Source organism: Rhodococcus sp. NPDC077669, assembly GCF_040686915.1.
In the GTDB taxonomy this organism is placed as follows: Bacteria; Actinomycetota; Actinomycetes; order Mycobacteriales; family Mycobacteriaceae; genus Rhodococcoides; species Rhodococcoides fascians.
Window position 1 is genome coordinate 55,867 of record NZ_JBFBMD010000002.1, and the last position, 14,017, is coordinate 69,883.

Genomic DNA, 14,017 nt, shown 5'->3' on the forward strand with positions numbered 1-14,017 from the left:
CATGAAGCTTCGTATCGCATGCGCCGTGGGCACCGTCGTGGTGTTCGGACTGAGCCTGCGCCTGCTGTTCGGCAGTACGTCGGCACTCACCTCCGACATCGCCGAGTTCTACTCCGCGAACTCGACATCCATGGCGTTGCTGACCACGGGCCCGGTGATCTGCCTCGGTGTATTCGCCGCCACCGCACGCTATTTCGTGCGCCGGGTCCCTGTCACGCACGTTCTTGTGGTGTGCCTGTCCCTGGTGGCCGTCGGCACAGCTGTACGCGCGGCGCCGTCGTGGCCGATCCTCGTGGTCGGCACTCTCGTCGCGGCGGCGGGTATCGCGGTCGCGAATGTGTTGGGTCCGGTTTTCGTCCGTCTGGTGGTGCGGGAGTGGAGCCTGTCGGAACGACCCAGGGGCAGAGAGTGGAGCCTGTCGGAACGAACCAGGGGCAGAGAGTGGAGCCTGTCGGAACGAACCAGGGGCAGAGAGTGGAGCTCGACAGGTGAACCCGATGCGGCGGCGGGGCGACGACTGGGGTTGTTGACCGGGGTGTTGACCGCTGTGATCAGCGCCAGTGCGGGAGTGGCGTCGGGAGTGTCCGTTCCGTTGGCCGAGGCGTTCGACGGTGGTTGGCGGATTGTTCTGGGGCTGTGGTCGATTCCGGTCGTATTGGCCGCCGGAAGTATGGCGGTCTTCGGGCGAACGCTGTCGCGCGGGCTGTCGGTTGCCGGGTCGGCGACAGTCCCCGAAGACGCTCCTCGGAGTCGCACGGGGGTTCTGACATCGCCCGTGGCGTGGTCGTTGACGGCATTCATGGGTTTGCAGTCGCTGATGGCGTATTCGATGATCGCGTGGTTACCGACGATCTTTCGTGATCGCGGGGTGGACGCGCGTGATGCCGGTCTGCTGTTGACGGCATTGTCGGTCAGCAGCGTGCTGACTGCATTGACGGTTCCGAGCCTCGCGACAAGGTTGGGGAATCAGAGCGCGTTGGCGGTCGCCGTGACGCTACCGACATGCGTGGGCCTGCTCGGGATAGTGTCGTCGGCCGATTCCTGGGCCCTGGTGTGGGCGGTACTGCTCGGTTTGGGCCAGGGCGGGCAGTTGTCGCTCGCGATGACGTTGATGAATCTGCGGGCTTCGAACGCCCGTGATGCTGCGTCGCTCAGTTCCATGGCGCAGACGGTCGGATACGTGCTGGCTGCTGCCGGTCCGCTGGTGTGCGGAGCCGTTCATTCGGCGACGCAGCGGTGGGAACCGTCGATTGTGTTTCTTCTGTTGGTGACGATTCCCATGGCTGCAGCAGGTGCGGTGGCCGGCCGCCGCGTCGTGGTCGGAAGCGAGGCGGAGCCGGCCGACGCCGTCAGAGGCTCTTGACCCAATGCGAAACTTGCTGCACCACGGTTTCGCAGGTGAGTCCGAACTCGTGGTGCAGTTGCTCCCGAGATGCGTGGTCCAGGAATCGTTGCGGCACACCGAGATCGCGGCAGGGCACGTCGACACCGGCACCGCGCAGCGCGGCCGAGAGCGTCGAACCTATCCCGCCGTGCAGGCCGCTGTCCTCGACGGTGACGACCAACCGGTAATCCTCGGCCATCTTGAGCAGCGACTGCGGGACCGGGAGCACCCAGCGTGGATCCACGACGGCAACCGAAATACCCTCTGCTTCGAGCTTTTTCGCGGCGTCGAGGGCGAGCGACCCGAACACCCCGACGGCAACGATCAGCACGTCGCCGGTGGCCTCGGACGGCTCGGTCAGCACATCGAGTATTCCGTCCAACCTGCGCACCGCAGGCACCGTTTCGGTGACCGCGCCCTTCGGGAAGCGAAGTGCCGTAGGGCCGTCCGAGGTGGCGATCGCCTCGGCCAGCTCCTCTCGAAGAGTGGCGGCGTCTCGTGGCGCTGCCACCTTCATGCCCGGAACGATGCCGAGCAGAGACATGTCCCACATGCCGTTGTGGGACGCGCCGTCGGCACCGGTGACTCCCGCGCGGTCCAACACGATGGTGACGGGAAGACCCAACAGGGCGACGTCCATCAGCAGTTGATCGAACGCGCGGTTGAGGAACGTGGAGTAGATGGCGACCACGGGATGCATGCCGCCGAGCGCAAGCCCGGCGGCCGACGTCATCGCATGCTGCTCGGCGATACCCACGTCGAACATTCGGTCCGGAAACCGCACCCCGAACGCCGCGAGCCCGGTGGGCGCGGCCATTGCGGCGGTGATGGCCACGACGTCCTCGTTCTGCTCGCCCTGCTCGATCAGCGCCGCCGAGAACACCGACGTCCAATCCGGAGCCGATTTGGATCGGGCCAGGCCGGTCGCAGGATCGATGACGCCGGTGGCGTGCATCTGGTCGGCTACGTCGTTCTCGGCATGGATGTAGCCCATGCCCTTGCGCGTCACCGCGTGCACGATGACCGGGCCGCCGTACGCCTTGGCTCTGCGCAGTGCCGATTCCATGGCGTGCTGGTCGTGACCGTCCACCGGGCCCAGGTACTTGATGCCGAGATCGGTGAACATGACCTGCGGGCTGATGGCGTCCTTCACTCCGGCTTTCATGCCGTGCAGCATCGTGTAGGCGGCGCGGCCGACGACGGGGATCCGTCGTACGATCCGGCGGCCGTTGTCGAGAATCTTCTCGTATCCCGGCTGCAGTCGCAGAGCTGCCAGGTGATCGGCCAGCCCGCCGATGGTCGGGGCGTACGAACGGCCGTTGTCGTTGACGACGATCACCAGCGACCGGTCTCGGCCGGCGGCGATGTTGTTGAGCGCCTCCCAGCACATACCGCCCGTCAGCGCGCCGTCACCGACCACAGCCACGACATGCCGGTCGGTCTCTCCCTTGAGGGCGAACGCTTTGGCCAACCCGTCTGCATACGACAAGGATGCCGATGCGTGCGAGGACTCGACCCAGTCGTGTTCGCTCTCGACCCGAGACGGATAGCCCGACAGCCCGCCCTGCTTGCGGAGTGTGTCGAACATTCCTGCGCGTCCGGTGAGCATCTTGTGCACGTAGGCCTGGTGGCCCGTGTCGAAGATGACCGGATCACGCGGTGAGTCGAAGGTGCGGTGGATCGCCAGAGTCAGCTCCACCACTCCCAGATTGGGACCGAGGTGGCCCCCTGTTGCCGATACCTTCTCGACCAGGAAGGCGCGGATCTCGCGAGCCAGTTCGGCCAGCTCCGCACTATCGAGGTCGCGCAAGTCCTCGGGCGTCTGAATTCGCGCTAGGACACCCAACGAGATCGCTCCCTCCGGCCGGAAAACATATTCGAAAAACCAGTCTACGGAGTGGCTGCACCCAGCCGCCCCGTCCAGCATTGTCTCGCCGACACTACCGTCGAGTAGGCAGGTGCCCGGGGTCAGTCGCCCCTAACCTCGAATACGCTCGAAACGGACACCCGACATACAGTGTCGCCCATGAGCAACGTCGTCGATGCCATCCTGACCCGGGTTCACGAACTGTGCCGGGACGACGCGTCGGGACAGGTTGCCGACTACATCCCCGAACTCGCAGCCGTGACGCCGGACGGCTTCGGTATCGCCCTGACGACCACCGACGGTTACCTGTACGAAGTCGGCGACACGAGGATGCCGTTCACCATCCAATCCATCTCCAAGCCCTTCACCTATGCACTCGCGCTGGCCGACCGCGGCCTCGACGTCGTCGCGGGCAAGATCGACGTCGAACCCTCGGGTGAGCCGTTCAACGAGATCAGCCTGGACGCCGTCACCGAGCGGCCCCGAAACCCGATGATCAACGCGGGTGCGATCACGTCCGCGTCGCTCATCGCCGGCCGCACCGCAGAGGAACGATTCGAGCGCATCCGAGCGTCGTATTCCCGGTACGCAGGAAGGTCTCTGAGCTTCAACGACGCGGTGTATCGATCCGAAGCGCGCACCGGACACCGCAATCGCGCCATCGGCTACATGCTGCGGTCCTTCGGCATCATCGACCACGATCCGGAGGCCGCCGTCGACCTGTACTTCCGCCAGTGCTCGATCGACGTCACGGCGGCTGATCTGGCCATGATGGCCGCCACGATGGCCAACAACGGAGTCAATCCCCACACCAAGGAGCGCGCCCTGGCACCCGCACTGGTCGAACGCGTGCTGTCGGTGATGACGACCTGTGGCATGTACGACGGCGCAGGCGACTGGGTGGCGCGGGTGGGTATGCCGGCCAAGAGTGGGGTCGGCGGCGGCATCCTGGCGGTGCTTCCCGGGCAGATGGGCATCGCCGTCTACTCCCCCCGCCTCGATTCGCACGGCAACAGCGTGCGCGGCGTTGCTGCCTGCCGAGAACTCTCCACCAGACTCGAATTGCACTTTCTGCACGTCACTCGGGCCGCGAAATCGTCGATTCGACGTCGGTACGTTCTCACCGAGGCACCGTCGCGAAAACGACGATCCGAGATCGAACAGGCCACACTCGCTGCAGTCGGCGACCGCGCGCGGGTCTACGAGTTGCACGGGGACCTGCTGTTCTCGGGAGCCGAGACAGCGGTCCGCGAGATCGGCAACCTCGACCGGAATCTCGATGCACTCGTCATCGACGTTCGTGGCGTCGACGAGGTGAGCGACATCGCCCGTTCGATGTTCGAGGACCTACGCCGCGATCTCGCCGACCACGGCTGTGTGGTGTGCCTGGTGGATCCCAGAGCCATCATGGGCCACACGACGTCGAGCCTGGACCCGAACGATCCGGCGGGCCGGGTGTACTCGAGTCTGAGCTCGGCCATCCAGTGGGCCGAGAACCTGCTGCTCGATCGGCACTGCTCCGGCGCGCGGCAACCGGCAGAGATCACTCCGGCCGAGCACCCGTTGCTCGCCGGTCTGTCCACCGAGCAATTCGACTCGGTGACTCCTTATCTGGAGAAACGTCACTACGCACGGGGCGACGTCATCGTTCACCGTGGTGCGCCTGCAGCGGGTCTGTTCTTGATCCTGCGCGGAGAAGTGACATCGACGGCCGTGTCCGCAGACGGGGGCACACACCGCATCACGACGCTCTCCCCCGGGATGAGCTTCGGCGAGATGCCGCTGCTGATGTCGGTGCCGTTCCTGCTGGACATGGTGGCCGACACCCCGGTCGATCTGGTGGTCGTGTCGGTATCGCACTTCGAGGCACTGACTCGGGACGCCCCGGAAGTGAAGCTGGCGCTACTGGAAAATCTGGCCAGCGGCGCGTACGGCCAGATGGCGTCCGTCGTCAAGACGCTCGGGCGGTTCGACATCGGCTTCTGATCCGACTGTCGAACCGCCCGAGTGGACGTGCATGGCCCCTGATCAGGCGTCGAGCGTGATCAGGCGTCGAGCGTGATCATCGTGAGGACCTCGGTGGGCTGCGCCGAGCCGCCGGCAGGCTCGAGCGAGAACGCGAAGTTGGTCGACGCTCCCATACCGTCCACCACGGTGCCGTCGCTCGACGTGAGCTGATCCTCGGTGACAACGCCGGCGGAGCGCGGCGCACCGTCGACGAACCACATCTGGTAGACCCGCCCCGAGGGCGGCTCCGGGACACCGTCCAGAGTCACCACGACCGCATCTCGGCTCAGCGAGTACGACACCTTTGCAGTGCCGCCACCCGGGAACTCCGCAGACGCCTCACGAGCGTCGGGCGCTGCGACGATCTGCTCGGCCTGGGAAGGCTGCGGGTCCGAGCCCATGGTCTGCGTGACGACGACTACACCACCGACTGCGACGACGATCGCGGCAGCCGCGGACACCATCGAGTATCGCCACGTCTTGGAGCGCTCACGTCGGTGCCGGTGCAGCGGAGTGACGTTCGGCGGAAGTTCTCGGACCGTCGGCTCCTGATCGCTCGCGGCGACACGCGCTAGCACGGCCTCCCGCACGCGTTCGGGTGCGGGAGTCGCGTCTGCCGCCGCAGCCAACGCCAGCGTTTCGTGAATCTCACCCACGAGGATGTCGAATTGTGCCCGGGTCGTCTCGTCGACGCGGATTCGCTCGGATTCGATGGCGCGCCGCTCGGACTCGCTCATCGCGTGGAGGGCATAGACCTCCGCTTCGTCCAGCAGTCGTTGCCGTGACGCTTCACTCATTGCGGGATCACCCCCAGGCATGTCTTCAACTTGATCAATCCATCTCGTATGCGCGATTTGATCGTCGGCACGGCCACCCCGAGCCGTTCGGCAACCTCGCGATAGGTGTACCCGCTGTAATAAGCCATTCGTACCGACTCGCTCTGCGTATCGGTCAGAGTGTCGAGACAGGCCACGACCGCCTCCGATTCGAGCCGCTGGGTCACCGTCTCGAGTACCTCGTCGTGCTCGGGTGTGTGACTCACGGCACCGTACGCCGCCTCGCGGTCGGTACCCGACTGTTCGCTACGTACCCGATCGACCGCCCGGCGATGTGCCAGCGTCATGATCCACGCCAGCGGACTCCCCTGGCTCGGATCGTAATTCGGTGCCGCACGCCAGATCTGGAGGAACACCTCCTGCGCGGTCTCCTCGCTGTACCCCGGATCGCGAAGCACGCGCACCACCATCCCGTACACACGGGAGGACGTGGCGTCGTACAGTTCGGCGAAGGCCGACCGGTCGCCCTGGGCAACGGCGGCCATCAGGCGACGGAGACGGTCCGTCTCCTCGGCACGCAGATTCTTCAGCTGGGGGCTCGGTACTGCGCACACCGCATCCTCGACCGAGGTGCTGTCCTCGGACTCGGGCGGCGTTCGGTCACGGCCGGTGCCCGCAGATCCGGAAGCGTCGGAGAACGGCACGCTCATCGGACTGTCGTCCCAGCAGACGGGTTCATGATCGAGTTCATCGATCATGACACTAGTGGTCATGTAGCCCTCATATCGAAACCTCCGCGTTTTCCCGCCGCAGTACATATTCGGAACAAACACCCCGAGGGATGGTCCGCGACCGAAATTCGTTTGCGCAGAATTGGACCGGGCTTCATCCTGGGTGCGAGAATCGGACAAACGCGGGCAATCGGGCGGACAGCCCGATGGAGGGACGGACACGCATGACGGCCATCGAAACCCACGGGCTCGTCAAACATTTCGGCACCACCGCCGCAGTCGACGGCGTGGATCTGTCGATCCCGTCCGGCGGGGTGTACGGCGTACTCGGACCCAACGGGGCCGGGAAAACCACGACCATCCGGATGCTGGCGACACTTCTTCCGATAGACGGCGGCAGCGCACGAGTCCTGGGACACGACGTGGCAACCGAGCCGGAGGCCGTTCGCCGAAAAGTCTCTCTCACGGGTCAATTCGCCTCGCTCGACGAGGATCTGACCGGCACCGAGAATCTCGTTCTGCTGGCGCGGCTGCTCGGCTACTCACGTCCGGCCGCCCGAGCGCGCGCTGATCAACTGTTGACAGCATTCGACATCGCCGACGCCGGACCGCGACAGGTCAAGACCTACTCCGGTGGCATGCGCAGGCGCATCGACATCGCGGCGAGCATCATCGTCACCCCCGAGCTGATCTTTCTCGACGAACCCACCACCGGCCTGGACCCGCGCAGTCGCAATCACGTCTGGGAGATCGTCCGTGCACTGGTGGCAGGCGGCACGACGGTACTGCTGACGACGCAGTATCTCGACGAGGCCGACCACCTGGCCGGGCGCGTGGCGGTGATCGACCACGGCAAAGTCATCGCCGAGGGCACGACGGGCGAGCTGAAGGCATCGGTGGGATCGAACTCACTGCACCTGCGCGTGCTCGATGCCGGGCACCGGAATGCCGCGGCGAGAATCGTTCGAGATCTGGTCGGCAGCACCGTGACCGAGGACGCCGACCCGTTCACCGTGTCCGCACGACTGGACAATCCGGCGCAGGCGGCACCGATCCTTCCTGCTCTCGAATCCGCCGGAATCGCCATCGCATCCTTCACCCTCGGTCAGCCGAGTCTGGACGAGGTGTTCCTGGCGCTGACCGGGCACGACGCGGGAGCGGGAGTGGAGCCGGTGGGTGCGAAAAAAGCTGAAATCGACAACGGGGAGATCGCGTCATGACCACCGAGGCCCAACGATCCGCCCCACAGGCGTCGACGATCATCGATGTTCTCTCAGCCGCAGGTCCGAGGCCGGAGCGTCCGTCGTCGCTGTCGACCTCGCTGAGTTTCGGCTGGCGGGCGTTGCTGAAGATCAAGCACGTACCGGAGCAGTTGTTCGACGTGACGGCGTTTCCGATCATGTTCACGCTGTTGTTCACGTACCTGTTCGGTGGCGCTCTGGCCGGTTCGACCGACGCGTACATCCAGTTTCTGCTGCCGGGCATCCTGGTGCAGACCGTGGTGATGATCACGATGTACACCGGCGTGACGATGAACAAGGACATCGAGAAGGGTGTGTTCGACCGGTTCCGATCGTTGCCGATCTGGCGTCCGTCGCCGCTGGTCGGTGCGTTGCTGGGTGACGTCGTGCGCTACACGTTGGCGTCGGTGATCGTACTGATCTTGGGGCTGATTCTCGGTTTCCGGCCGCAAGGCGGGCTGCTCGGTGTGATCGCATCGATAGTGCTGTTGCTCGTGTTCTCGTTCTGTCTGTCCTGGATCTGGACGATGATCGCCATGATCGTGCGCACCGAGGCAGCCGTGATGGGGATGTCGATGTTCATCCTGTTTCCGCTGACGTTCGCGAGCAACATCTTCGTCGACCCCAACACGATGCCGGGGTGGCTTCGTGCGTTCGTCGACGTCAACCCGGTCAGCTTTCTGGTGACGTCACTTCGAGGCCTGATGCAGGGCGATGTCGACACCGGCCAACTCGGAGTGACTTTGGTGCTGTCGGCGGCGATGCTGGCGATCTTCGGACCGATCACGATGCGGCTGTACAACCGCAAGTCCTGATCCGCGCCTCCCGGTGCAAGCGTCAGGATGCGGCGCGGGCTCGGTGTCGGCGGACTGCGTCCCGGTTCGAGCACACGGTTCCGCAGTACCGCTGCCGTCCGGTACGTGAGGTGTCGGCGAAGGCGGTCGTGCAGTCGGCTGCGGCGCACCGATGGAGTCTGTCCATTCCTCGACCGGTCAAGTGCAGCGCGGTACCGACACCGACCAGTGCCCTGATGACGCCGCCCAACGCGATGTTGGGGTCGCGATAGTGCATGTGCCAGCCGTCGTCGGCATGGTTGGTCAGTCGCGGGTACGCGGATGCCTGTGCAAGGAGGGCGTTCAGGGCCTCGGCCCGCTCCTCGGCTGTCTCTGCATCCACCACGCGAGCCCACTCGCGGAGGAACTCGAGTGTGTCCGCGAGATCGTCGTCGGTGGCAGTCCAGTCGGGAACGAGGCCGGCGTCGATGCAGCGGGCACCCAGTTCGCTCGGCGACGTGGGTGGCCGGTTGAGGAGGTCGATGCCCAGTTTCACGGCATATTCTCCGTAAGGGTTGATGTGCACAAGACCATTACATCACAGTGGATGCATGGACATCGAACACAGCACACACTCCTGGACCACCCGCTCGCTCCACGACACCAGCGAAGGCCTCGTCGGCTACCAGGGCTGCCACTGCGGAGCTCAACGCATCGTCTCGGTACCCGCGCAGACGTTCGCCCCGGTTGCCGAAGTGGATCACCCCAGCACGTTCGCCACCGCAGGCACCACCGTGTCGAGTGCATAGCCGATGGACAGCGCCGAGTTGGTGGCGTAGGACTTCGCGACTTCCGGGTCGTCGAACACGACGTAGCGACCGTCCGCGACAGCCGGAATCCGTTGGAACAGCGGATTGTCGGTCACCTCGGACGGCGCCTTCTGGATGGGGAAGACGATCAGTACGTCGGCGTCGAGCAGGTCGAGCTCCTCCCCGGAAATCGGAACCGAGAAGCCGCGCGGCGGAAGAGAATCGATGGCCGGGCTGGTGACGAAGCCGAGCTTCTTCATGAACTCGAGTCGACTGTTCGACGAGATGTATGCGCCGTATCCGGTGCCGCTGTAGGCCCCGACCACCGCTGTCTTGCCGGCGAATTGCGGATGGGCAGCGGCCGCTGCATCGAAACGGTCGGCGATTCCTGCGAGCAGCGCGTCCCCTTCGGACTGCTTGCCGAGTGCCGTGGCCACCATCGTGACCTGCTGCTCGAGCGTTGTCAGGTAGTTGTCCGCCCCCGCCGGTATACCCACCGTCGGAGCAATGGCGGAAAGCGTGGCGTACCGATCGGCGTCACCGGAGCTCTTGGTGTCGAGGATCAGATCCGGCTCCAGCGCCGCGACCTGCTCGAACGACGGCTCCTGCGTCCCGATGATCTGCGGTGGTGCGTCGTAGAGCCCGGCCGCCCACGGACCGACGCCGTCGCCGCCGAAGGCGAGCCAGTCGCTCGCACCGACCGGTGAGACACCGAGCGCGAGTGCGGTTTCCGCGTCGCCCCAGCCGAGCGCGACGACGCGCTGCGGGGCACTGTCGACCGTCACGTCGCCGAACTCGGTATCGATCGTGACAGGGAACGCAGCCGCCGATCCGTCGGACGGCGCCTCCGATCCGGGTCCGTCGTCCCCGCCCGACCCACACGAGACGACGGCGGTCAGGAACAGCAGGGCGACCGACACAGCACCGACGGTGCGACGAATTCTCACCCGAGAAACGGTACGTCAGACTCGCCAAGATTGGTGAGGCAACCCTATTTACGGACGAAGCGGCCGATACATTCGACGTGGCTGGTCAGAGGAAACGCGTCGAACGCGCGCACGTCCGTCAGCTCGTAACCGGCTGCCCGGTAGAGGCTCGCGTCCCGCGCGAACGATGCCGGATCGCAGCCGATGTGGACGATCGTGCGGGGAGACCGCGTCGCGAGACCTTCGATGACGTCGCGTCCGGCACCGGCTCGCGGCGGATCGAGTACCGCCACCGCCACCGATTTCGGCAACGAATCCATCGATCGCTCGACCCGGCCCGGCGCGAACGAGACCTGAGCAAGGTCGTGCAGCGCCGAACGCCCGTCCTCGGCGGCCCGGCGCGAGAACTCGACGCTGGTGACTTGTCCGCTCGATCCCACCCGCTCGGCGAGAGCCGCCGCGAACACGCCGACACCGCCGTAGAGATCCCATGCGCCGTCACCCGGCTCGGCGTCCGCCCAGTCGCGTACGACGTCGGTGTACACCTGAGCCGCTCCCTTGTGCGCCTGCCAGAAGCCGGTGGCATCGAGTGTCCATGGCCGCGCCGAGACGAATTCGGTGACGCGACCCGAGCCGATGACGGCCTTTTCAGGCCTGGCCCGGGACGACGCTGCTCGACGCGCCGACGCACCGCGGCGGCCCGGAGACCGGCGTCCGGTTCGCGTCAACTGGGCCGGTGCCACCTCAACCACATGGCGTTCACCCGTACCGTCGAGGACCACCTGCAATTCGGCACCTGCGCGCCACTCACGATCCGACAATCCGTCGAACGCAACCGGATCCATTTGCGGGCACGACAACTCCGTGACGATCGAACTGCTTCGATAGCGGTGGTAGCCGGGCCGTCCACCCGAATCCATTGCCAGCCGAACACGGGTCCGCCAACCGGTGCCGTCGCCGGTGCCCGGCAACTCCTCGACCGGAACGTCCCGCTCGATGCCCGCGACGCGGCGCAATTGTTCGGCGACGACGGAGGACTTGAGTCGACGACCGGCTTCGGGGGTCGCGTGAGAATAGTCGCAGCATCCCGAACCACCGGGCCCGGAGATGGGGCAGCGAGCGTCGATGCGATCCGGAGACGCGGTGAGGATCTCGATCGCGTCGGCGCGACAGAACGACCCACCGCGATCCTCGGTCACTTTGGCCATGACGCGTTCCCCCGGTAGCCCGTGGCGCACGAACACCACTCGACCTTCGTGACGGGCCACGCAGAACCCACCGTGTCCGGGAGCGCCCAGTTCGACGTCGAGCACCAGCCCGAACCAGTTCTCGGTCATTTGCCCGCCGGCGGTTCGTAGCCGCGACGCGATGCACCCGGCGCATTTCCGAGCACCTCGCGCCTGGCCTTCTCCGACGAGCGCAGCTGCCACGGAACGCTGGTGACCATCACGCCGGGTTGGAACAGCAGTCGGGACTTCAATCTCAGCGCACTCTGGTTGTGCAGGACCTGCTCCCACCAGTGACCGACGACGTACTCGGGGATGAAGACGGTCACCACATCACGTGGTGAGTCGCGTCGAACTCGTTTGACGTAGTCCAGAACCGGCTTGGTGACTTCGCGGTAGGGCGATTCGACGACCTTGAGGGGTACCGAGACGTCACTGGCCTCCCACTCACGTACCAATGCTCGGGTGTCCACCTCGTCGACGTTGACGGTGACGGCTTCGAGAGTGTCGGGCCTGGTCGCGCGTGCGTAGGCGAGAGCCCGCAGGGTCGGCATGTGCAGCTTGGACACCAGCACGATCGAGTGCGTGCGGCTGGGTAGTACGCCGTCCCACACCTCGTTCTCGAGCTCGCGCGCCACGGTGTCGTAGTGCTTTCTGATCATCCGCATCAGGATGAAGATGGCCACCATCGCCACGATCGCGATCCAGGCTCCGGCAGCGAACTTGGTGATCAACACGATCACGAGAACGGTCGCCGTCATGGCCAGACCGACGCTGTTGACCACCCGCGAGCGCTGCATCCTGCCGCGCTGCTCGCCATCGGTCTCGGTTCGGAGCAGGCGGGTCCAGTGCCGGATCATGCCGGTCTGGCTCAGGGTGAACGAGACGAACACACCCACGATGTAGAGCTGGATGAGCTTGGTGACCTCTGCTCCGAACACCACGACGAACACGATGGCTGCGCCGGACAGGAACAGAATGCCGTTACTGAAGGCAAGGCGATCGCCGCGTGTGTGCAACTGTCGGGGTAGATACCGGTCCTGAGCGAGCACCGAGCCCAGCACGGGGAAGCCGTTGAATGCCGTGTTCGCGGCGAGTACCAGGATCAACGCCGTCACGGCGGTGATGAAGAAGAACCCAACGGGGAACCCGCTGAACACTGCCTCCGCCAACTGCGCGATCAACGTCTTCTGGTGGTAGCCATCCGGTGCCCCGATCAGCTGCGTCTCCGGGTCCATCGCGTACTTGATGCCGATCTTCTGCGCCAGCACGATGATGCCCATCAACAACGTGATGCCGATACCGCCGAGCAGCAACAGCGTGGTTGCCGCGTTGCGGGACTTGGGTTTCTCGAATGCAGGCACCCCGTTACTGATCGCCTCGACTCCGGTCAGCGCCGCGCAACCCGACGAGAACGCCCGCGCGACGAGGAACGCGAACGCGATCCCGTACAGATGCGAGTCCTCCGCTTTCAGATCGAACGTCGCCGACTCGGCGTGAATGTCGTCTCCGAGCACGTAGACCCGGAACAACCCGTAGCCCAACATCAGGAACATGCCGCCCATGAAGGCGTATGTGGGAATGGCGAACGCAGCACCCGACTCGCGGATACCGCGCAGGTTGATCGACGTGATGAACACGATGGCCACCACCGCGAACAGCACCTTGTGCTGCGCGACGAAGGGCACGGCCGAACCGATGTTCGACGCGGCCGCCGAAATGGAGACCGCCACGGTCAGCACGTAGTCCACCAACAACGCACTACCCACGGTCAGACCCGCCGCAGGACCGAGGTTGGTGGTCGCGACCTCGTAATCACCACCGCCGGACGGGTAGGCGTGCACGTTCTGCCGGTAGCTGGCGACCACCACCGCCATCACGACACAGACCGCGAGACCGATCCACGGGGTGAACGTGAGCGCCGATATCCCGGCCACGGACAACACCAGGAAGATCTCTTCGGGTGCGTACGCAACCGAGGACATGGCGTCCGAGGCGAACACCGGTAGCGCGATTCGCTTGGGTAGCAAGGTATGACCGAGCTTGTCGCTGCGGAACGGCTTACCGAGAACCAGCCGCTTTGCGGCAGTCGAGACCTTGGACACGATCAGAAGCGTAGGCCGTCGGGTCGCCGTCGGCGCAACCACGCGCCCTTTGACTTCCATCCGATGCCCACCCACGGTCGAGCCGGTGACGAATCCCCGATACGTTGGTGCTCGCATGCACACGGTGGCAATGTCGTCGGCAGTGTTGGTCGGCAATCGAGATCGGGACGGA

General features: G+C 65.2%; 12 protein-coding genes. 5 read left to right on the forward strand and 7 right to left on the reverse strand.

What is annotated here, in order from left to right; translation table 11 throughout:
- Nucleotide 1: 1 nt before the first annotated feature.
- Entirely contained in the window at nt 2-1,363 is a 1,362-nt protein-coding gene (locus AB0P23_RS02775) for an MFS transporter (protein ID WP_206497506.1), read from the forward strand.
- Here the strand turns inward: AB0P23_RS02775 and dxs are convergent.
- Complete coding sequence (dxs, locus tag AB0P23_RS02780; RefSeq protein ID WP_027496908.1) at nt 1,350-3,230, reverse strand: 1-deoxy-D-xylulose-5-phosphate synthase; 1,881 nt, start codon at nt 3,228-3,230, stop codon at nt 1,350-1,352. The genes AB0P23_RS02775 and dxs overlap by 14 nt on opposite strands.
- Nucleotides 3,231-3,410: 180 nt before the next feature.
- Between dxs and glsA the strand changes: the two genes are divergently transcribed.
- Nucleotides 3,411-5,237: a glutaminase A gene (gene glsA / locus AB0P23_RS02785; protein WP_206497505.1), complete on the forward strand. Its 1,827-nt coding sequence runs from the start codon at nt 3,411-3,413 to the stop codon at nt 5,235-5,237.
- A 59-nt stretch (nt 5,238-5,296) separates the two neighbouring features.
- Here the strand turns inward: glsA and AB0P23_RS02790 are convergent, their stop codons facing one another.
- Together AB0P23_RS02790 and AB0P23_RS02795 are read right to left on the reverse strand one after the other, a co-directional pair.
- Nucleotides 5,297-6,055, reverse strand: coding sequence for an anti-sigma factor (locus tag AB0P23_RS02790; RefSeq protein WP_032365057.1), 759 nt, complete (start codon nt 6,053-6,055; stop codon nt 5,297-5,299).
- Entirely contained in the window at nt 6,052-6,807 is a 756-nt protein-coding gene (locus AB0P23_RS02795) for a sigma-70 family RNA polymerase sigma factor (protein WP_027496905.1), read from the reverse strand. The genes AB0P23_RS02790 and AB0P23_RS02795 overlap by 4 nt, the downstream gene beginning before the upstream one ends.
- A 164-nt stretch (nt 6,808-6,971) precedes the next feature.
- Here AB0P23_RS02795 and AB0P23_RS02800 point away from each other — a divergent pair, with 164 nt between their 5' ends.
- Nucleotides 6,972-7,985 carry a daunorubicin resistance protein DrrA family ABC transporter ATP-binding protein gene (locus AB0P23_RS02800; RefSeq protein WP_045841783.1) on the forward strand — a complete coding sequence of 338 codons (1,014 nt, stop codon included), beginning with the start codon at nt 6,972-6,974 and terminating at the stop codon, nt 7,983-7,985.
- Nucleotides 7,982-8,821 (forward strand): ABC transporter permease, encoded by an 840-nt coding sequence (locus AB0P23_RS02805; protein ID WP_027496904.1) that lies wholly within the window; start codon nt 7,982-7,984, stop codon nt 8,819-8,821. Before AB0P23_RS02800 ends, AB0P23_RS02805 begins: the two co-directional genes overlap by 4 nt.
- A 22-nt stretch (nt 8,822-8,843) precedes the next feature.
- On the opposite strand, the gene AB0P23_RS02810 is transcribed toward AB0P23_RS02805, so the two are convergent.
- Nucleotides 8,844-9,365 carry a CGNR zinc finger domain-containing protein gene (locus AB0P23_RS02810; protein ID WP_032382120.1) on the reverse strand — a complete coding sequence of 174 codons (522 nt, stop codon included), beginning with the start codon at nt 9,363-9,365 and terminating at the stop codon, nt 8,844-8,846.
- A 25-nt stretch (nt 9,366-9,390) separates the two neighbouring features.
- Between AB0P23_RS02810 and AB0P23_RS02815 the strand changes: the two genes are divergently transcribed.
- Nucleotides 9,391-9,588, forward strand: coding sequence for a hypothetical protein (locus AB0P23_RS02815; RefSeq protein ID WP_037219315.1), 198 nt, complete (start codon nt 9,391-9,393; stop codon nt 9,586-9,588).
- On the opposite strand, the gene AB0P23_RS02820 is transcribed toward AB0P23_RS02815, so the two are convergent.
- The 3 genes from AB0P23_RS02820 to AB0P23_RS02830 are packed head-to-tail and all read right to left on the reverse strand — an operon-like array spanning nt 9,540 to nt 13,845.
- On the reverse strand, nt 9,540-10,535 hold the full coding sequence (locus AB0P23_RS02820; RefSeq protein ID WP_063216647.1) for an iron-siderophore ABC transporter substrate-binding protein: 996 nt from the start codon (nt 10,533-10,535) through the stop codon (nt 9,540-9,542). The genes AB0P23_RS02815 and AB0P23_RS02820 overlap by 49 nt on opposite strands.
- Before the next feature lie 44 nt (nt 10,536-10,579).
- A complete protein-coding gene (locus AB0P23_RS02825; protein ID WP_206497504.1) occupies nt 10,580-11,851 on the reverse strand; it encodes a TRAM domain-containing protein in 1,272 nt (423 codons plus the stop codon).
- Nucleotides 11,848-13,845: an APC family permease gene (locus tag AB0P23_RS02830; RefSeq protein WP_032365101.1), complete on the reverse strand. Its 1,998-nt coding sequence runs from the start codon at nt 13,843-13,845 to the stop codon at nt 11,848-11,850. The genes AB0P23_RS02825 and AB0P23_RS02830 overlap by 4 nt, the downstream gene beginning before the upstream one ends.
- Nucleotides 13,846-14,017: the final 172 nt, after the last annotated feature.